Annotated in this window: 18 protein-coding genes; 2 read left to right on the top strand and 16 right to left on the bottom strand. The window is 32.0% G+C overall.

All coding sequences use genetic code 11. The features are described from left to right. Positions 1-347 precede the first annotated feature (347 nt). The 6 genes from nifJ to ppdK form a co-directional block, all read right to left on the bottom strand. Positions 348-3866 (bottom strand): pyruvate:ferredoxin (flavodoxin) oxidoreductase, encoded by a 3519-nt coding sequence (gene nifJ / locus LRR82_RS02470; protein ID WP_249029923.1) that lies wholly within the window; start codon positions 3864-3866, stop codon positions 348-350. Positions 3867-3978: 112 nt separating this feature from the next. Beyond that, entirely contained in the window at positions 3979-4428 is a 450-nt protein-coding gene (locus LRR82_RS02465; RefSeq protein ID WP_249029922.1) for a hypothetical protein, read from the bottom strand. 3 nt (positions 4429-4431) lie between these two features. Beyond that, positions 4432-5322 (bottom strand): UTP--glucose-1-phosphate uridylyltransferase GalU, encoded by an 891-nt coding sequence (gene galU, locus LRR82_RS02460; RefSeq protein ID WP_249029921.1) that lies wholly within the window; start codon positions 5320-5322, stop codon positions 4432-4434. A gap of 20 nt (positions 5323-5342) precedes the next feature. Then, complete coding sequence (locus LRR82_RS02455) at positions 5343-5951, bottom strand: rhomboid family intramembrane serine protease (RefSeq protein ID WP_249029920.1); 609 nt, start codon at positions 5949-5951, stop codon at positions 5343-5345. Between the two features lies 1 nt (position 5952). Beyond that, positions 5953-6945, bottom strand: coding sequence for a DNA-processing protein DprA (locus LRR82_RS02450; protein WP_249029919.1), 993 nt, complete (start codon positions 6943-6945; stop codon positions 5953-5955). Positions 6946-7060: 115 nt separating this feature from the next. Next, entirely contained in the window at positions 7061-9727 is a 2667-nt protein-coding gene (gene ppdK, locus LRR82_RS02445; protein ID WP_249029918.1) for a pyruvate, phosphate dikinase, read from the bottom strand. 378 nt (positions 9728-10105) lie between these two features. Here ppdK and LRR82_RS02440 point away from each other — a divergent pair, with 378 nt between their 5' ends. Together LRR82_RS02440 and LRR82_RS02435 are read left to right on the top strand one after the other, a co-directional pair. Next, a complete protein-coding gene (locus LRR82_RS02440; protein WP_249028573.1) occupies positions 10106-10630 on the top strand; it encodes a DUF6431 domain-containing protein in 525 nt (174 codons plus the stop codon). Between the two features lie 128 nt (positions 10631-10758). Then, on the top strand, positions 10759-12207 hold the full coding sequence (locus tag LRR82_RS02435; protein WP_249028574.1) for an ISL3 family transposase: 1449 nt from the start codon (positions 10759-10761) through the stop codon (positions 12205-12207). 153 nt (positions 12208-12360) lie between these two features. On the opposite strand, the gene LRR82_RS02430 is transcribed toward LRR82_RS02435, so the two are convergent. The 10 genes from LRR82_RS02430 to LRR82_RS02385 form a co-directional block, all read right to left on the bottom strand. Continuing rightward, positions 12361-13956, bottom strand: coding sequence for a DEAD/DEAH box helicase (locus tag LRR82_RS02430; RefSeq protein WP_249029917.1), 1596 nt, complete (start codon positions 13954-13956; stop codon positions 12361-12363). 70 nt (positions 13957-14026) lie between these two features. Next, positions 14027-15415 (bottom strand): D-2-hydroxyacid dehydrogenase, encoded by a 1389-nt coding sequence (locus LRR82_RS02425; protein ID WP_249029916.1) that lies wholly within the window; start codon positions 15413-15415, stop codon positions 14027-14029. Between the two features lie 9 nt (positions 15416-15424). Next, positions 15425-16888, bottom strand: a complete 1464-nt coding sequence (locus LRR82_RS02420; protein WP_249029915.1) for a metallophosphoesterase family protein — start codon at positions 16886-16888, stop codon at positions 15425-15427. 53 nt (positions 16889-16941) lie between these two features. Continuing rightward, positions 16942-18333, bottom strand: a complete 1392-nt coding sequence (gene asnS, locus LRR82_RS02415) for an asparagine--tRNA ligase (RefSeq protein WP_283162787.1) — start codon at positions 18331-18333, stop codon at positions 16942-16944. Positions 18334-18389: 56 nt separating this feature from the next. After that, positions 18390-19016: a redox-sensing transcriptional repressor Rex gene (locus tag LRR82_RS02410; protein WP_249029914.1), complete on the bottom strand. Its 627-nt coding sequence runs from the start codon at positions 19014-19016 to the stop codon at positions 18390-18392. After that, positions 19009-20040 (bottom strand): tRNA (adenosine(37)-N6)-threonylcarbamoyltransferase complex transferase subunit TsaD, encoded by a 1032-nt coding sequence (gene tsaD, locus LRR82_RS02405; protein WP_249029913.1) that lies wholly within the window; start codon positions 20038-20040, stop codon positions 19009-19011. The genes LRR82_RS02410 and tsaD overlap by 8 nt, the downstream gene beginning before the upstream one ends. Then, positions 20031-20489 (bottom strand): ribosomal protein S18-alanine N-acetyltransferase, encoded by a 459-nt coding sequence (rimI, locus tag LRR82_RS02400; protein WP_249029912.1) that lies wholly within the window; start codon positions 20487-20489, stop codon positions 20031-20033. Before rimI ends, tsaD begins: the two co-directional genes overlap by 10 nt. Further along, positions 20480-21085: a tRNA (adenosine(37)-N6)-threonylcarbamoyltransferase complex dimerization subunit type 1 TsaB gene (gene tsaB / locus LRR82_RS02395; RefSeq protein WP_249029911.1), complete on the bottom strand. Its 606-nt coding sequence runs from the start codon at positions 21083-21085 to the stop codon at positions 20480-20482. The genes rimI and tsaB overlap by 10 nt, the downstream gene beginning before the upstream one ends. After that, positions 21082-21528 carry a tRNA (adenosine(37)-N6)-threonylcarbamoyltransferase complex ATPase subunit type 1 TsaE gene (gene tsaE, locus LRR82_RS02390; RefSeq protein ID WP_249029910.1) on the bottom strand — a complete coding sequence of 149 codons (447 nt, stop codon included), beginning with the start codon at positions 21526-21528 and terminating at the stop codon, positions 21082-21084. The genes tsaB and tsaE overlap by 4 nt, the downstream gene beginning before the upstream one ends. An 8-nt stretch (positions 21529-21536) precedes the next feature. Further along, positions 21537-22070 (bottom strand): DUF402 domain-containing protein, encoded by a 534-nt coding sequence (locus tag LRR82_RS02385; protein ID WP_249029909.1) that lies wholly within the window; start codon positions 22068-22070, stop codon positions 21537-21539. Position 22071 lies beyond the last annotated feature (1 nt).

Genomic DNA, 22071 nt, shown 5'->3' with positions numbered 1-22071 from the left:
ATTCTTAGTTTTTCTGTTTAGTTTTCAATGATCTCTCTTGTCGTCTTTTGTTTTTGCCGACTTGTTTATAATACTTGATTCACTCTTTTTTGTCAATGACTTTTTGAACTTTTCATACTTGAATTTTTCAACAAATCAGTGCTCTTGTTGGAGTGCTTAAAAATAATATCATAATATTTTTAATTTGTAAATAGATTTTCTAAAAAAAATATACTTATTTAGTGATATTGTTAACGATAATTTGAAATTTGTCGTTATAGCTAGATAAATTTACTTTTGAATATTTTTGCACCCTCAACTTGTAAAATGAACTTTAAAAAAACCAACTCTTTCGAGTTGGTTTTAAATTAAAGCATTCTTTCTAGACGTTGTCTACGTTTAGATGCATCAGCCTCACATTTTTCCATTAAATCTTTTGCATGATCTGGATTTATCTTATATAACTGAGCAAAACGGTTTTCAGATAATAAGAAATCTTGGAATTTAGTAAAGTCTGGAGTTTTCGAATCTACTTGTAATGGATTTTTACCAGCATCTTCTAATCTTGGGTCATAACGTAATAAGTTAAAGTACCCACAAGCAACAGCTTCTTTTTGTTGTTTTTGATGGTTTGCTAATCCACCTCTTATACCATGTTCCATACATGGAGAATAAGCAATAATTACAGAAGGTCCATTATAGCTTTCCGCTTCTTTAAACGCTTTGATTGTTTGAGGAATGTTTGCCCCCATAGAAACTTGAGCAACATACACATGTCCATAAGCCATTGCAATTTGTGCTAAGTCTTTTTTAGCAACGCGTTTTCCGCCAGCAGTAAATTTAGCAATTGAACCTGCTTGTGATGATTTAGAAGATTGCCCACCTGTATTTGAATACACTTCTGTGTCCAAAATCAAAATATTTACATTTTCATTATTCGCTAAAACGTGATCTACACCACCATAACCAATGTCATAAGCCCATCCGTCTCCACCAATAATCCATTGTGATTTTGAAACTAAGTCACCTTCATGATTCAACACTTCTTTAATTCCTTCATTTTTTGAAGCAGCAACTAATTCTAAAATTGAACTAGCAAGTTTTCTTTCTTCTTCACGGTTTCCTTTGTTTGCAATATATGTTTCTAAAGCTTCTTTTAACTCAGGTTCACATGCATCTTTATTTTCTTCCATAATACTAACCATATGACCAGCTTTATAATTTTCAGCAAGTTTCATACCAAAACCATATTCAGCATTATCTTCAAATAAAGAATTCGCCCATGCTGGACCATGTCCATCAGGATCTACAGTACATGGAGTTGATGGAGTAGAACCACTATAAATAGAACTACATCCTGTTGCATTTGCAATCATCATATCCTTACCAAATAATTGAGAAGCCAAACGATAGTATGGAGTTTCTCCACATCCACCACAAGCACCTGAAACTTCAAAGTAAGGTCTCATGAAACCAACACCCTTTGCAGTAGAAGTAGGATATCTATCTGCTTTATATTCCACTTTTGCATATAAGTAATCAGCTAAAGGAGCATGTTTCAACTCTTCTTTTACTGGTACCATTTCTAATGCTTTTTCACCAGCTTTACCTGGACATTCAACAACGCATAAACCACAACCCACACAGTTATCTGGAGAAACTTGGATACGGTATACTAAACCATCAACATTTCTACCCATTGGTTTTAATACATCATCACTAATATCTTCTGGTGCATTTTCTAATTCTGTATCATCTAATAAGAAAGCACGAACTGTTGCATGAGGACAAACCATAACACAGTTGTTACATTGAATACATGCATCTTTGTTCCATTTAGGAACCATTGTAGCGATAGTACGTTTTTCTTTAATAGCCACACCAGATTGCATAGAACCATCTAATTTATCCATAAATGCAGAAACTGGCAAACTATATCCTTCTAATTCATTAATAACAGTTACGAAATCATCAAAATGTTCATCGCCAATACGATTATTTCTTTCACCAACTGTTAATTCAGCCCATTCAGGTTTGATAATCACTTCTTCAATTGCCCCTAAACCAGCATCAATTGCTTTATAGTTTAATTCAACAACAGCATCACCTTTTTTACCATAAGTTTTCTTAGCCATTTCTTTCATATAATTAACAGCTTCTTCGATAGGTAAAATTTGAGGATTTAATGCAAAGAATGCAGATTGTAAAATAGTATTTGTTCTTCTACCCATACCAATTGATTCTGCAATTTTATTAGCATCAATAATATAGAACTTCGCTTTTAATGTTGCTAATTGTTTTTTTACTCGATTAGGTAAATAATTTTCAATTTCTTCTTTAGTAAATGCAGTATTCAATAAGAATGACCCACCCACTTTAAGATTTTTCAACATATCATACTTTAATACATAATTATCCAAAGAACATGAAACAAAGTCTGCATTATTTACATAATATGTAGCTCGAATTGGAGAATGACCAAAACGTAAATTACTTCTAGTAGCTCCTCCAGCTTTTTTAGAATCATATGCAAAATATGCTTGAGAATATAAATCAGTATGATCCCCGATAATTTTAATAGAAGACTTATTAGCTGATACTGTCCCATCTGATCCTAAACCATAGAATAAACAAGCAGAATAATCAGCATCTACTTTGAAACTTTCATCTGGTGCTAATGATAAATTAGTAACATCATCATTAATACCAATAGTGAAAGAATTATGAGGATTTGATTTAGATAAATGATCATATACAGCTTTAATATGACTAGGAGTAGTATCCTTACTTCCCATACCATAACGTCCACCAATAATAGTTTCAACATGAGCAACATCTTTTAATACAGACACTACATCTAAGTATAAAGGTTCTCCTGTAGATCCCATTTCTTTAGTACGATCTAATACAGCAACTTCTTTTACAGTAGCTGGTAAAACACTTAATAAATGTTTTGGTGAGAAAGGTCTATATAAATGTACTTTCACTAAACCAACTTTTTCTCCCTTTGCATTTAATTCATCAACAGTTTCAATGATTGTTTCTGTTACTGAACCCATCGCAATAATCACTCTTGATGCATCTGGTGCTCCATAATAAGTAAATGGTGCATAATGTCTACCAGTGATTTTTGAAATTTTCTCCATATAATCTGCAGTAACATCAATTACAGCTTCATAATGTTTATTTTGAGCTTCTCTCCCTTGGAAATAAATATCATCATTTTCTGCTCCACCACGTTCTACTGGATTAGTATGTGGATTTAAAGCATTTTCTTTAAATTTCTTTAATGCATCACGATCTAATAAACCTGCAAGTTCATCGTAATCCATCACTTCTACTTTTTGAATTTCATGAGATGTTCTAAACCCATCAAAGAAATGAATTACAGGTACAGATGCTTTGATAGCAGTTAAATGTGCTACTCCCCCTAAATCCATTATTTCTTGTACAGAATGTGAACAAATCATTGGTGCCCCAATTTGACGGCAAGAATAAACATCTTGGTGATCCCCAAAGATATTTAATGAACGTGTAGCCAACGCACGTGCTGCCACATGGAAAACCCCTGGTAATAATTCTCCTTGAATTTTATAAAGGTTAGGAATCATTAATAGTAAACCTTGTGAAGCAGTAAAAGTAGTAGCTAACGTACCACCTTGTAGTGCCCCATGAACTGCTCCTGCCGCTCCCGCTTCAGATTGCATTTCAATTACATTTACAGGTGAACCAAAAATATTCTTTTTCCCTTGTGCAGACCAAGCCTCTGCATTTTCCGCCATCGGAGATGATGGAGTAATTGGATAAATACTAGCAACTTCCGTAAAGGCATAAGCAACATGTGCAGCCGCAGTATTACCATCCATTGATAAATACTTTTTAGACATAAAATAACTTCCTCCTTATATTCTTTTATTATACTCCTATTCATAAAAAAATACTAGATTTTTGCAACTCCCCTAAAACGAAAATTAAAAAAGAACAGAAATATTCCGTTCTTTATTGAATGAAAAAATAAATACAAGCAGCACCTATAACATAAGATAATAAGCTAAACAGGTTCCCTTGTAACATTGTTACTAGTGCTACACCAAAGTCGATCACAAACACGCCCGCAATACTCTGCATTTGAACCGTAAAATTAAATAGAATCGATAAATAAATCCCTATTAAATAACCTACAATAGCCATAACTTTTACAGTTGTAGTTGATTTATCAACAAACTTTGCAACTCCATAAGCAATCCCATAAGCAAGTAATACATAAAACAAATAACTCATCATATTAATAGAGATAATAATCATACCACCTACTGTTGATAAAAGGGTTGCCATCACAAATACTTTTATTAAATCAGTAGTGTTCGCTATTTGATCATTATTTTGTCTAAAATAATCTCTCGCTTCTTTTTGTTGTTTACGACGTTCCATGTCTTCTTTGAATCCCATGTATTACACCTCTTTCGCTAACTCTTTAATATACGCTTCTACTTTTTCTTTTAATTCTTCTCTATCTAAAGCAAAATCAATAGTTGCTTTTATAAAACCAAATTTGTCACCAACATCATAACGAATCCCTTCAAAATCATATGCATAAACAGCTTGCATATCCATTAATCTTTTAATAGCGTCCGTTAATTGAATTTCTCCACCTGCTCCGGTTTCTTGTGTTTCTAATAATTCGAAAATTTCAGGTGTTAAAATATATCTTCCTAATACTGCTAATTGACTAGGTGCTTCTTCAACTGCTGGCTTTTCTACCATACTAGTTAATTTAACTAATCTTCCTTCTGGTAAATGACTAGCTGAAGGAGCGACAATACCATATTTAAACACTTCTTCTTTTTGTACAGTTTGTACCCCAACTACGGAAGCACTTTTCTTATCAAATGCACTAATTAATTGTTTTAATGAAGGTTCTCCACCTTTATTAACAACAACATCATCCCCTAATAAAACTGCAAAAGGTTCATCACCAATAAATGATTTCGCACATAATACTGCATGTCCTAATCCTTTAGGTTCTTTTTGACGAATATAATAAATATTAGCTAAATTAGCGATGTCTCGGATTTGTTTCACTTGATCATGCTTTCCAGATGCTGCTAAACGACTTTCTAACTCATAAGAAGTATCAAAGTGATTTTCCATTGAATGTTTGTTTGAATTAGTAATAATTAGAATTTCTTCAATCCCACTAGCTACTGCTTCTTCAATAATGTACTGAATCGTAGGTGTATCTACGATTGGTAACATTTCTTTTGCTAATGCTTTTGTTGCTGGTAAAAATCTTGTCCCCAATCCTGCTGCTGGAATAATTGCTTTACGTACTTTTCTGTCCATTTTATATCCTCCTGTATGAACTAATGTAATATTCTTTTTTTCTTCTTTATTTGTAATATACAATACATTGTTATGCTTCCTCCAAGCAAGCCACCTAGGTGACCAGACAAAGAAACGCTTGAAATGGTAATGGAAAGTAAAATCATAATACCAATATTAGTACTTAAACTTCGATAGAAATCACCAAAGCGATCTTTATACTCATAACAAAGTACAAATAATGCTCCTACTAAACCACAAACAATCCCACTAATACCTGCTAAAACAGTATTAGCTCCACTTCCAAATAATAAATAGCTAGCTAATGGGACTAACGAAGTAGAAAATGTACTTACTACTACAACCCATATCATATTTTTGATACCAACCAATCGCTCCAGTATTGTTCCCACATTATACAGAGAATAACAATTAATTGCTACATGAAAGACACCAAAATGTAAAAAATTTGCAAAAACTAAACGATAGTACTCTTTATAGTATAAAACCACCACCGGATTAAATGCACCCATCTCTAAACCTTCATAGGCACTCATTGTTTCCCCATATAAAATAAATGTAAATAAATAAACTACGAAACTAGTCACAATTAAACTAGTAGTAATTGGACATTTTTTTAATTTTTCCATATCATTCCTCTATAAACTCATATATCGACATCTGATGAGCATCTACTTTCACGCCATCAATTTCTTCATGATTATCTTTATATATATCATCAAATGTTTTTTCTGATAACAAATCATTACTATTCATAATAACAGCACCCATATCAATAATTCTTGTACTTGCAAAGCTGTCATTTGCTAGCACAAACATTTTAGACCACTCATAATGAACATTCTGCAAACAAGTAAACCAAGTAGCACCACTATTAAGATGAACTCCTGTAATCACTTGATAATTAGACATGCCACAAACAAAACCATTGTTATCTAAAGCATTAGTTACAGTAAATGGTTCTATATAGTCAAAGTTAGAAACAATCAATAGTTGCTTATTCTTAATGTAACGACGATATTTTTCTACCTTTTCTTTCATCTCATGACAAACAAAACAAACAACATCTCCACCATTACGCAAGATATAGTCCATTGCTATTTCATCACTACCTTTTGTATCATTTGATATATAAGTACATTCTTGTAATATTATTTTATCAGATACTTTCTTAATTTGAACAATATCATTTTTTTCAATATTCATTAAACCACCAATACTTATACCTTGTTGAAACAAAGAAAAATCTCCTTGATAGAATAAAAAAGGTGGTGCCTTCTTTTTCATCTTTGTTAACAATACAAAATTATATCCCTCTTCGTATTTGGTAGTAACCAAAATACCGTTATCTTCTAACTTAGTCAAAGCCACAATTAATAGCTGTAACTTAGATACCCTTTGTTCCATCATTCTTGCAGTTTCTTCTTCTATTTCCAAAACATCTACATAATGATCAAAATCCATCTTCAACAAACTAGAAACTCTTTGAAAACCAAAGTGTTTTAATTTCTTTTCTAACTCATACCATTCTTCATTCTTTAACGGACTACTCTTCATTCCGCGAATCTTCATACAAAAAAGAAGCACTGTTAAACTATCCATATTCAATCTCAGTTGTTTCACAATACCCCTCCTTATCTTTATATATAGTATAGCTTAAACAAGGATGTTATACAAGATTTAATCCTATCCAAAAAAGCCAAAAAAAAGATCAGGCATAAACCCGATCTTTCATTTTTTATTTATCACTTACTAATACTGAATCAGTAGCATGTTCAAGAATAATTTCTTCAGCAGCAGCTTGAGCAGCAGCTAAACGTGCAATTAAAACACGATATGGTGAACATGAAACATAAGATAAACCAACTTTATGACAGAATTTAATAGATTCAGGATCTCCACCATGTTCTCCACAAATTCCTAATTTAATTTTTGGTTTTACACTTCTACCTTTAGCAGCAGCCATTTCGATTAATTGTCCAACACCTGATTGGTCAATAGATACAAATGGATCCACTGGTAAAATTCCAGTACTTAAATAATCTGGTAAGAAACTTCCGATATCATCACGTGAATATCCATAAGTCATTTGAGTTAAGTCATTTGTACCAAATGAGAAGAATTCAGCATGTTTTGCAATAGCATCAGCAGTTAATGCAGCTCTTGGAATTTCAATCATTGTACCGATTTTATAACCAATTGTTGAATCTTTTACTCGTTTAGCAGCTTCGATAGCTTCTACTACATTTCCTTTTACAAATACAATTTCAGCTTCCGTACCAATTAATGGGATCATGATTTCAGGAATAATATCAATTCCTAATTCTCTTGAAACATCAATAGCAGCATCAATAATAGCACGAACTTGCATATTATAAATTTCTGGATATGTTACAGCTAAACGTGAACCACGGTGACCTAACATTGGGTTTGCTTCATGTAAAGTAGCCCCTTTTAATTTAACTTCTTCTAAAGTTTTACCTAATTTTTCCGCAACAGCTAAATATTCTTCATCTGTATGTGGTAAGAATTCATGTAAAGGTGGGTCTAATAAACGTACAGTTACTGGTAAACCAACCATTGCACGGTAGATTCCTTTGAAATCTTCCACTTGGAATTTATATAATTCATCTAAAGCTTCAATTCTTTCTTCAAGAGTATCAGCTAAAATCATTTGTCTTACATATTCAATACGGTCTCCTTCGAAGAACATATGTTCTGTTCTACATAAACCAATACCTTCTGCACCAAATTTAATTGCTGCTTCAGCATCTTTAGGACTATCCGCATTAGCACGTACTGCTAATTGTTTGATTTCATCTGCCCAACTCATTAATTCAGCAAAGTCACCAGTTAATTCAGATTCTTCAACAGCTAAAGTTCCCATATAAGCTTTACCTGTAGTACCATCTACTGACATTTCTGTTCCTTCAGGATAAGTAACACCATCAATAGTAAATGTTCCTGCAGCATAATCAATTGATAATGCTTTAGCACCTACGATACAGCATTTACCCATACCACGAGCAACTACTGCTGCATGTGATGTCATACCACCAGTAGAAGTTAAGATACCTTCGCAACTAACCATACCTTGAATATCTTCTGGAGAAGTTTCATGTCTTACTAATAATACTTTTTCACCAGCTAATTTCATTTCATGAACTTTATCTGCTGATAAATATGCTTTCCCACAACCAGCACCTGGAGATGCAGGTAAACCTTCTACAATAGAAGTAGCACTAGCTAAAGCTTCTTTTGTAAAGTTTGGATGTAATAATTGAGAAATTTGTTCTGCTTCTAAACGAGTTAATGCAGTATGTTTGTTAATTAAACCTTCATGCACTAAATCAACAGCTATTTTTAAAGCCGCACTACCTGTACGTTTCCCATTTCTAGTTTGTAAGATATATAAAGTTCCTTCTTCTACAGTAAACTCGATATCTTGCATATCACGGTAATGAGTTTCTAATCCTTTTACAATTTTAACTAATTGTGCATAGATTTCAGGCATATCTTCTTCTAAACGATCAATTTTTTGAGGTGTACGAATACCAGCAACAACGTCTTCACCTTGTGCATTAATTAAGTATTCTCCATAAATATGGTTATCCCCATTTGCAGCATTACGTGTAAATAATACACCAGTACCTGATGAATCTCCCATATTACCGAACACCATTTGTTGAACATTTACAGCAGTTCCTAAATCATGAGGAATATTGTTTAAGTTACGATAAATCATCGCACGATCATTATTCCAAGATCTAAATACAGCTAAGATAGATCCCATTAATTGTACTTTTGCATCTTGTGGGAAATCCATACCCATTTCAGCTTTAAATAAATCTTTGTATGCTGGAATTAATTCTTTTTCAAAATCTTCAGCAGTTACATCTAAATCACTTTCATATCCTTTTGAATTTTTTAATGTAGTTAAAATATGTTCGAATTTTTCTTTATCTACTTCACATACTACATCACTATACATTTGGATAAAACGACGATAGCTATCATAAGCAAAACGTTTGTTTCCTGCTTTTTCAGCAATAATTTCAACAGTCACATCATTTAAACCTAAGTTTAAGATAGTGTCCATCATCCCTGGCATTGAGAATTTAGCACCAGAACGTACAGAAACCAATAATGGATTGTCTGTTCCACCTAATTCTTTACCACTTAATTTTTCCAATCTTTCTAAGCAATCTTCGATTTGTGATTTAATATCATCATCGATTACTTTCCCTGAATCATAATATGCATTACAAGCTTGTGTTGTAACTGTAAACCCTTGTGGTACAGGTAATCCTAAATTAACCATTGAAGCTAAGTTAGCACCTTTCCCTCCAAGTGTGTCACGCATCATTTCGTTACCTTCACTAAACATATAAACGTATTTTTTCATTTTTTCTCTAATCCTCCTTAGAATGTTACATGAATATATTATACACTTGAAAACCCTTTCATTCAACCACTTTTACTAAATTTTTTTAGCAAATGCACAAAAAAAAGAAACCAATTTTAAATTAGTTTGGTAGCTTAAATTAACTTGGGGTTTTGTCCTGCTTTCCATTAACTTGGGGTTTTCATCTTTTTCGCTTTAAACTTATGGGGTTTGTTCTCCACAATTCGAATATTTCTAAAAATAAGCTATTGGTTTGTAGTACTCTACATTCCTAATAGCTTTTTATGTTATGATAATAAAAAAAGAGAGACGCTATCAACTTTGCCGGTTCTGCGTTACTCTCTCAACACCAACACTCACAAAGGAGGTTGCACTATTATGATACATGTAAATTCAAAGAACTTCAATACTACTACTACAAATATTCAACAATATTTTATTGATTTCTATCAATCTATTCCTTTAGAAGAACTTACTTGTCCAAATTGTGGTGCTAGACTTATTCGTTATGGTACGTATTCACGTACTTTAAAAACAAATGGAAAATCTAATTCTATACAAATTCAAAGAGTATGTTGTACGAATATTTATTGTACTTGTCGTCATCATGCATTGATTCCTTCTGTATTACTTCCTTGTTGTCAATTACTATCAAAAGACATATTTGTGATTCTTCATGCTTATCATACACATAGTACTTATGATTCTATTCTTTCTACCAATCCATTACTGGACTTACGTTGGATTCAACATATTATTCATCGCTTTATTAACTACTGTTCTATAGAAAGTATCTCGATACTTTCTAATAATACATTTCTTGAAAACTACTTTTATCATTATAATAGAGGATTTATGATAAGTCCTCATTATTCCTATTGTTTTTATGCTATACCAACATAGGATTCCTATTCATCTTCTTCTTTTTTTATTATTCTAAAGATAGATAAAAAAAAGAAGGAGTTGATAATGATGAAATTATCGAATAAAGCAGCTATAAGCTATGATTTATCTTGGGGTGGTGATAGATTATGAATGATGATACTCTCACTATGTCCATTTGCCGTGATGACATCTTACAGTTATTTAATTTAGAAGCAAAACGTATTGATACCTTTGAAATACGTCCTACTTTGTTTAATGAATTAGAAATTCATGTAAAACTAAGCCGATGTTATCAAACATGTCCATGTTGTCATAATAAGACCAATACTGTAAAAGACTATGTTCCTAAAAAGATTACACATTCCTTACTTCATTCTAAACCAACTTATATCTTCTATAACGCTAGAAGATATCGTTGTAAAATATGTGGAAAATCATTCTATGAAGAAAATCCATTCACTCATGAAAAAGCAAGAATTTCTGCCTTGACCGTATATAATGTCATTGAGGAATTCAAAAGTCCTAGAGCTACTTTTAGTGATGTTGCTGCACGTTATCATATTTCTACTACCTCCGTAATCAATCTGTTTGATCAACATGTTTCTGTATCTAGAAAAACTCTTCCTAGATACTTGTGCCTGGACGAAAATTATGCGTTCAAATATGACAAGAGTAACTACTGTTTTGTCCTCGTTGATTTACTAACCAAGGATGTTGTTGATATATTACCTTCACGTAAAAAGTTAGATCTATTACGTTACTTTGAAGCTATCCCTTTAGAGGAAAGAGAAGGTGTTGAACTCGTTGTTTCTGACTGTTGGAAAACATATCGTGATGTAGCTAAAAAGATGTTACCCAATAGTAAGTTTGTAGTAGATAAGTATCATATTCTAGCTGATCTTACAAAACGTGTAGACCGTATACGTATTGATGTCATGAATGAAAACTATGTAAAGATTAGTGCAAAAGAATTAGATGCACTACCTCCTGATAAGAAAGCAGAAATCATTCAAAAGAAACATACATACTATGTATTAAAGAAATTCAATTGGTTAATCCATACCAATCATAAGAAAAAGAAAAAAAGAGAAAATGGAAAGATAATTGAATACTATGCTTTAGACCCTAATAATGAAAAGAAATATAACTATGCATTAAGTAAGTTCCTTAACTTTTATGATTTATATGACCTTGTCTATCATTGTGATCCTAGATTAACAGAAGCAGTAGAACTAAAGGAATCTCTGGTTCGATTTTATAAGCAATCAACCTATAAGAATGCAAAACATAATCTAGATGAAGTGATTAAAGAATTTGAAGAAAGTACCCTCCCGGACATGAGAAAATATGCTTCTACATTAAAAGAATGGAAGAAAGGAATCATCCATTCATTTATACCTATAGATTCCCCTGTTCCTAGAACTGCAACCAATGCGATTATAGAAAATAGAAATAAACTAATCAAAGATATTAAACGTGGTGGTAACGGATTCCGTTGTTGGCCAAGATTCCGTAATCGTATACTCTTTGCCCTAAATAGCGAAAGCACCATGCATCTCAATCCAATAAAAAAAGAGAAACAACAAGATACCTAGTATCATTGTCATTTCCCTAAAACATAAGTTTTAAAACACTCTTCTTAGTCCTATAAACTTTGGGGTTTTGATAAAACCCCAAGTTATCTTATAGCCAAATAAGTACTATACCCCAGAACTATTTATAGTGCCATTAGTTTCCTTTAATGTGAATTATTTCTTATTTGCAATTTCAATATCAATCTTACGATTATTTATTTTCTTATGATTACAATTTTCAATAACTTGTTCTACTACTTTTGGATTTAAATCAACAAAAGAGAATTTTCTCTTAATATCAATTGCTCCAATATCATCTTTACTAATCCCTGCTTTATCACAGAAAAAGCTAATAATTTGTGGGACTTTTACACGATCCATTGTTCCTGCTGTAATAAAAATACGAGCATATTTAGAACCTTTTTTACGACCATTTGATGATTCTGCACTACTAAGTGACTCACGAGTATATCCATACCCTGGTTTATCTTGATAATGCATTTGTAATAGTGCTGCTGTAAAATCTAAAACCATAGCTGGATCAATTTCATTTACCATTGTTTTAAACTTTTTATGTTTCCCGGCAAAGATTGCATCTTCTACTTCTGATAATAAATGATCCATTCTTGCTTGTTCAATTTGTGAAAATGTTGGAATTTCTTGTTTTTCAATTTTACTATTTGTTACCCTTTGAATTTGTCCTAAGAAACTCTTTTCTCTTGGTGTGATAATACTGTAGGCTAAACCTTCTTTATTAGCACGACCCGTTCTACCAATACGGTGAATGTATGACTCAATATCTTGAGGTAACTCATAATTTATAACATGGCTTACATTTTCAACATCAATCCCTCTAGCTGCAACATCAGTAGCAACTAAGAATTTAATAGTTCCATTTTTAAATTTACGTAATGTATTCATACGATGATTTTGTGTTAAATCTCCATGCATTGCTTCTACACTATATCCCGCTTTTTGCATGTTTTCACAAACTTCATCTACACTTCTTTTTGTACGACAGAAAATAATCCCCGCACTTACATGTGTTACATCAATCAAACGACATAATGCTTCAAAACGATCTTTTTGTTTTACTTCATAATAAGATTGTTTTACAGTAGATGCAGTTCTAGTTTTTGCTGCAATAGCAATATGTTCATGATCTTTTTTCATATAATGACTAGCAATAACCTTTATTGCTTGTGGCATTGTAGCAGAGAATAAAATAGTTTGACGTTCTTCAGGAACATCATCTAAAATAGTTTCAATATCTTCTACAAACCCCATATTTAACATTTCATCAGCTTCGTCTAAAACTACATAACGAACATCTGATAATCTTAAAGCTTTACGACGCATTAAATCCATAACACGACCAGGTGTACCTACTACAATATCCACACCTTTTTTCAAATCTCTAATTTGTCTTTCGATATCACTTCCACCAAATACGCAAGTCATACGACTTCCATTGTATTTCCCAATACGTTGCATTTCTTCATGAATTTGCATCGCTAATTCTCTTGTTGGCGATAAAATAATCGCTTGTGGTAATCTATTTTTACTTGGATATACGTTTGACAACAATCCCCCTCCAAAAGCTAGGGTTTTACCAGTTCCAGTTTGCGCCTGGCCAATAACGTCTTTCCCTTCTAATACAACAGGAATCGCTTGTTCCTGGATTTTAGAAGGAGTATCAAACCCCATATCTTCGATTGCTTTTAACACTTCTACACTTAAACCTAATTCTTCAAATTTGCTTATACTCATCTTTTCTCCTTTCAAGTAACCTAGACACTATATCATAATTAAAATCACATTACAAACAAAAAATGCATGATTAACACGCATTTCTTTTATTTCCTAGTAAATAACTAGAAATATTCAAACAAACCTCTTCTACTACACGATTTCTTGTCTCAATTCCTGCCCATGCAATATGTGGTGTCATCACAAGACGGTTTGGATCCTTTATAGTTAACAATGGACTTTCCTCATAAAATGGTTCCTTTTCAAATACGTCTAGACCTACTCCCGCAAGAATATTTTCATTCAACGCATCCACTACTGCTTGTTCATCCACAATTTTTCCACGACCTACATTAATTAAATAAGAACCTTTTTTCATTTTAAAAATAGTTTCTTTATTAAACAAATTCTCAGTTGCTTCATTGAAAGGTGCATGGATACTAATAATGTCACTAGTTTGTAGCAAAATGTCTAAGTCAACACATGGATAAGATTGTCCTTGGTTTTTACCGCTAGTTGAATAATATTGAACATCCGCCCCAAAAGCAGTAGCAATCATTGCTACCTTTTGGCCAATATCTCCCATTCCAACAATACCCCATTTTTTACCATCCAATTCATGGAAAACATAATCAAAATGACTAAATAGAGAACTAGTACTATAATTCCCACTATCAATATACTGATGGTAATAAGGAATCTTATTATATAAATTTAAAAGTAGCGCAAACGTATGCTGAACAACACTATTAGTAGAATAACCTTTTACATTACAAACTGTAATATCATGTTTTTTACAATATCTCATTTCCACATGATTATAACCTGTCGCAGTAACACAAATTAGTTCTACCTTTTTAGCATTCGCTAGCAACATTGGTTCCAAAACAATTTTATTAGAAATAATGATATTAGCGTCCTTCATTGCTTCTTTTCTTTGTTCCATACTTGTATCTTTTGTTTGTAAAACAACATTTCCTAGTTTTGACAATCCTGATAAATCCACATCATTCCCTAATGTCTCACTATCTAAAAAAACAATCTTTGGTATCGGCGATTCAAAACATGCCAACACTTCCTCTTTTGATTTTCCAGAAAAGTAACTTCCTAAAGTTTCCATTTCATTAAAATCCAAAACTTTTGCTCCCTCAACACATTTCCCATATACAACGCCATCTTCCATCGGATATTCTAAAAGTTGTCCAATCATAGCCATCGCTAATGCTCTTGCAGTCATTTCTTTTGTCTCTTCGATATCATTTAATAAGTTTTTCAAGAACAACAACTTCTTAGAAACACAAAAAGCAATAGCCTCTTGAACAGATTCTTCTTTAATCAAAGCCTTACGAAACATATCATTATACACAAGTGGTAAAACCACATCATAGACATCCATCTCTACTTTGTTAGCACCTTTTGTAAAACCATATAATAAAGCCATCCCTAGACTTTCATCTTTCATTTTATCAACTAATTTCATATCCCTCTCCTAAAACAAGTGTACCTTCACTCTTTGTCTCTCTAATTTAGTTATATCATCATAACAAATAAAACAATATTTCATTTGTTTACTAATCGGATCAAACTTCACTACATTATAACTCAAATAGCGACTTTTCCTTTCATTAACGCCTCCACCACAAGAAGATCCTCCTGCAACAACATACAAATCATCACTATGATTAAAATATGGCAAATGCTTATGCCCATGAAAAACATAACAAATACCCTTACTCTTTAACCAATCAATAAAATACTCACTATCTTTTAATACTTTACTACTTTCAATAATCCGATGAATAAATATCTTTTCATGCCATTTACGCTTTAAAAAATCATCTTTTTCAATAGGCAATACATGATGATGTACAAGTGCTATTAAAGTATATTCTTCCAAATTATCTACCATATCTAATTCTTCTTCAATATCCATTAATTGTTTTTTACCAATTTTTCCTCTAGCAAGATTACCGCCTAATACTGAATTAATTTTTATATAAATTACTTTTTGTTGTTCATTAACTACTAATTCATCTTCTAACAAAGAAGCAATAATACGTGTTTTAGGAGAGCTCATGATATTTAAACCATGAAACAATACATCATGATTACCCAAAACATAAGTAACACAACCATGGTGTTTTCTCTTTAACCAACGTAAAAAATAAGTAACACTAGCAATTGCTTTTTTATTAGGTGAATTCATTAAATCACCTGTAATAATAAATTGTAAAGGAACAGAAGAATTCACTCTTTTAGAAAAAGAATCAATACTATCGCATAATACACTCAACCCTTTTTTCTTACTTTTAGGACCTAAATGTAAATCACTTAAATGCATAATATACATTGCATCTTCCACTGGCTTTTCTTTATCAAATATCTTTTCTTGTTCTATTAAAGAAAATACATCATCAATATCCTCTTGATTGCTAACAGGTATAAATATTTTTTTTTCCTTTTTAGTAACTAAAAGCCCTGGCCAATTATCAATTTTATATAATGCTTCAAAAAAAGAACTACTCGGTGCATTAAAAGATAACATCTTCCATTCTTCTAAATCATTAATATATAAATTGTGAACATTATCTCTTTGATATTGATCAATCCACTGTTTCGATGTGAAACATTTATTTAATAAATGTTCTTCCATCACACTAGGTAAAAAGACAACATGATACAATTCATTTTGTGATTCTACCCAACGTTCTACTTCTTGAACACAAGGATAATGCATCATTGCTTGTAGTTTTAAAAAACTACGAGCTTTTTGGCTAATTGCAAACATATCACTATCTATTCGATGAATAAAAGGTAAGTCAATATCATTTTCTTGTACCCAAGCTTGCATGGTAGTTAAATGTTCGTAGCTATCAAACATACGATACAAGAAAACACGATCACTACGGTGTAATAAATGAAGATAAGTATTTATTATATCAATTTGATGCATTATAATTCTCCTTCCTTAATAAAATATTCCTTTGTTTCCAAAGGAATATCGTATTAAAATTTAAGATTACGAGGTGTTCTAGGATATGGTAACACATCGCGAATATTCGCAGTTCCTGTCATATACATCACTAAACGTTCGAATCCAATACCGAAACCAGCATGTTTTACACCACCATAACGGCGTAAATCTAAATACCATTCTAACGTTTCTTTTTCTACATTCATTTCTTCCATGCGTTTTTCTAAAAGATCATAACGTTCTTCTCTTTGACTACCACCTACTAACTCGCCAATTCCTGGTACCAGTAAGTCACAAGCAGCCACTGTTTTATTATCATCATTCATACGCATATAGAAAGCTTTAATATCTTTAGGATAGTTTGTTAAGAAAACTGGTCCATTAATTACTTCTTCACAAATATAACGTTCATGTTCAGTTGCTAAATCCACTCCCCATTCGACTGGGAATTTAAACTTCTTACCTGATTCTTTCAATATATCAATTGCTTTTGAATAATCTAAACGAGTAAATTTAGAATCAACAACAGTTTGAAGTCTTTCTAATAAATCTTTTGTAGGACAAACAAAATTGTTTAAGAATTCCATTTCTGCAGGAGCATTATCCAAAACATATTGGATACAGTATTTCAAACAATCTTCAATTAAATCCATATCATCATCTAAATCCGCAAAAGCAATTTCTGGTTCAATCATCCAGAATTCACTTGCATGCGTACTTGTATTTGAATTTTCTGCACGGAAAGTTGGACCAAATGTATAAACATCTCGAAATGCCATTGCAAAAGATTCTACATGTAATTGTCCTGATACTGTTAAACTAGCTTGTTTTCCAAAGAAATCTTCTTCATAGTTTCCATCATCTCTTGTGGTAACTTTAAAACATTCTCCAGCTCCTTCTGCATCATTTCCTGTAATAATTGGAGCATGAACATAAACAAAACCTTGGCTTTGGAAGAATTCATGAATCGCCATAGCTAATAGAGAACGTACTCTAAATGTTGCCATAAATGTATTCGTACGAGGACGTAAATGAGGGATATCTCTTAAATATTCCATTGTATGACGTTTCTTTTGTAAAGGATAGTCATCATCACATTTCCCTAATACTTCTAATTCTGTTGCTTCTAATTCAAATGGTTGTTTTCCATCTGGTGTTAGTTTAAATTTACCAACAACACGTACTGCTGAACCTGTTGATAACTTACCTGCCTCTTCAAAGTTCTTAATTCCTTCTTCTAAATAAATGATTTGTAGGTTTTTAAAATATGTACCATCATTCAATGCAATAAAACCTAATTTACCACTATTTCTATTTGTACGAACCCAACCTTCTAATTCAATATATTCTAAGCCTTCTAACTCCATTAATTCACCATATAAGAACATTTCATACAATTCTCTAACTGTTTTAAACTCAAACATGATTCATCCTCCTATTTTTATTTATTATATACTTTTTATTTTCTATTAATCAAGAATTATTGTTCACTATTCATTTTAATAACTAACTCTTGAATTGCTACTACTACATCTACTGCCTGAACATCAACCCCAGGTCTTACTGTAAAATGGCTATGAGTAAAATCAACAATCCCTTTAATACCTAAATCCATTAAACGATCTACTGTTTCTTGAACATTTTCAGATATTGCTAAAATCGCAATCTTACAATCAGATGGGAAAGTTGCTTCTAAATCATCTATTGAAAATAACTTAACTCCAAAACGTTCCCCTTCTTTGTTTTTATCTTTATCATAACCACAAACAATTTTTCCTACTGTATATTGCCAACGATTATATTTAAGGATTGCACTACCTAAATTTCCAATCCCAATTAAAATAATTTCTTCATCCAACCCTAATCCAAGTACTTCACTTAGTCCATCAATTAAATGTTTCACATCATATCCTCTACCTCTTTGACCAAAATTATCTGTTTTAGATAAATAGGTAAAATCTCGTCTAACCGTTGTATCTTGAATACCTGTCGCATCAAATAACTCACTTGATAAACATACTTCTTTCCCTTCATGTTGCATTTTACGTAATGCTTTTAAATAAATTGGAAAACGTGACATTGTTGCTTTCGATATTTTTTTATCCATTATCATTACCTCCTATCGTTTCATCCTCTAAATTCAAATTTGGTCTTACCGATAAATCAATACTACTAAACACATTATTATCATACATTTGTTTGGCCGCTAATGCAATCATCATTGCATTATCCGTACAACAAGACATTGGTGGTAGTGATAAACTCAACCCTTCTCTTCGATCTACTGCTTCTTGCATTGCTTTTCTAAGACCACGGTTTGCACTTACTCCGCCAGCAATCGAGATTTCTTTTACCCCAAATTCTTGACAAGCTGCCATTGTCTTATTAATTAATGTTGTTAGAACAACCTTTTGAAAAGAAGCAGCTAATTCTTCCTTATTTAAAACTTCCCCTCTTTGAGTAGCATTATGATGTAAATTAATAACTGCTGACTTTAATCCACTAAAAGAAAAATTATAAGAACCATCATTCAATGGATTCGGTAAATCATAAGTAGGAATCGCACTAGCTGCCATTTTATCAATAACAGGTCCACCAGGATAAGGTAGTTGTAAAACACGTCCTACTTTATCATAAGCTTCTCCTACTGCATCATCTAAAGTCATCCCAACAATCTCAAATTGAAAAGGTGCCTTAATTAAAACCAATTCACTATGTCCTCCACTTACCACTAATGACATATGTGGATAAATCATTTCTTTTTCAAAATTATTAGCATAAATATGACCTGCTATATGATGAACTCCTATCAATGGTTTATCAAAAGCTAAAGAAATTGTTTTTGCTACCTGTAACCCAATATGCAAAGATCCAACTAATCCTGGTCCTTTGGTAACAGCTACTGCATCAATATCTTCGATTGCAATATTTGCTTTTTCTAACACTTCTTTTAATACAATCGATACACATTCTACATGTTTTCGACTAGCAATTTCCGGGACTACTCCCCCATACATTGCATGGACATCTATTTGAGAAGCAATAACAGATGATAAAAAAGTACGTTCATCTTTCAATACTGCCATCGCCATTTCGTCACAGCTTGATTCAATTGCTAAAATCAACGACATATTTCTTCCTCCTTTTTATTCCTAACCATTAAATAAGCATCTTCATGATTATCTTGATAATACGCTTTTCTAATTGCTTGTATTTCAAAATTATATTTTTGATAAAGTGCTATCGCCTTTTTATTCGATATTCTAACCTCTAAACTCATCATTTGATAACCTTTTTGATCAGATAAATCAATACAATATTGTAGTAACTTACTAGCATATCCTAATTTACGATATTCTTCTTTAACTGCAATGGTTGTTATTTGAATTTGATCCAACAAATCCCAAACCCCTATATAACCAATTAGTTCCTTATCATTTTCTAATATATAAATAGAAGAGAATGGATTTTCACTAATTTCATAAACAAAATCTTCTTCTTGCCATGCAAATGGAAAAATATCTTTTTCCATTCTATAAATTGAAGGAATATCTTCTAACAAAGCCTTCGTTATAAACATAACTTTTTAGCCTCAACCTCTTTCATATAAACAGGTACAAGAGTATCCATATTATCAACTACCTCTACCTTCAAAGAAGCTAAATAAATATGATTCGCTAAATCCACTTCTACCCTTTCATTCCCTAACAACTCAACATCTCCAACTACTTCAAAATCAGGATACTGTTGTAAAAGAGTAGAAACATCTTCTAGTAACATCAATTGTTCTTCTTGTTTACAAACCCCTTGATCATATACTCCTAAAAACACCTTCTTACTTCTAGCATCTAATATACTTATTGCCTTTTTGTCACCAGCATAAACTAAAAGTGAAGAAACAACCTTAATTTGAATATTTGTTAGAGTCCCTAATGTTTTAGCGATTGTCAATGCTACACGGACACCTGTATAAGAACCAGGTCCAATCGTAATAATCATTTGATCCAATTCAAGCATTGTTAAATTATGTTTTTCTAATATATTTTTAGTGTATAATAATGCATTTTCTGATTGTTTACGATTTCCTTTTTCTTGAATTTTTTCCACACATTGATCATCTATAAATAAAGCTACTACTAAGTAACTATTCGATGTATCCATCACTAATGCTTTCATCTTTCTAACTCCTTACAAACTTCATGATATCTTTGTCCAATTGCCTTCAAAACAAAGCAACGACTTGTTTCATCTATTTTTTTAATTATGATTTCTAAACGTTCTTCAGGTAAAATATCCTCAATAAAATTAGCCCATTCCACAACACAAACATCATCACTCTCAAAAATTTCTTCAAATCCCAAATCATCTTCTTGGCCTTCTAAACGATAAGCATCAAAATGTGATAATTGATAGTTTCCAGTATACTGTTTTAAAATTGTAAAAGTAGGACTATTTACAATTTGTTGAACACCTAAACCCAAAGCTATTCCTTTTGTAAATGTAGTTTTTCCTGCCCCTAAATCACCACTTAATGTTATCAACATACCCGGATGTAAAACAGTACCTAATTTTTCTCCTAATTTTATACTTTCTTCTAAAGAAGTTACTATAATTTCCATATTATCTCCTAATGTTCAGTTAAATCTTGGTATATATGATACCAATGTTCTGTAAAGCTCTTTTTAAAAGGACCTTCCTGATTTTTAGCTAATTCAATAAGTATCTCTAATTGTTTTTTTAATATTTGATCTAATTGAGATGAATAATTCATTTGTTTAGCGTGTACACGATATTCTTCTTCATCTAGAATACGATACTTTTGATCAGGGAATACCTTTAAATCCAAATCATAATCAATATATTTTAAAGCTTGTCCATCATACAATGTCGGTGATGCAATATTACAATAGTAATATACCCCAGTTTTACGAATCATACAAATAACATTATACCATTTATTCTTTGGAAAATAACAAATAGCAGGCTCTCTGGTATGCCACATACGCCCATCTGATTCGGTCACTAATGTTTTATTATTGATAACAATAAAGTGATCTGGTGTTTCTTCTAATACAAATCCCTTTGACCAACTACGATGGACACTCCCATCGTGTTTATAACAATGGATTAATACTTTCTTTCCAGTGATTGAATCTAACATA

Source organism: Tannockella kyphosi, assembly GCF_021054785.1.
Taxonomy (GTDB): Bacteria; Bacillota_I; Bacilli_A; order Erysipelotrichales; family Coprobacillaceae; genus Tannockella; species Tannockella kyphosi.
The sequence above is the reverse complement of the archived record's forward strand: the minus strand, read 5'-3'. Positions and strand labels throughout refer to the sequence as shown.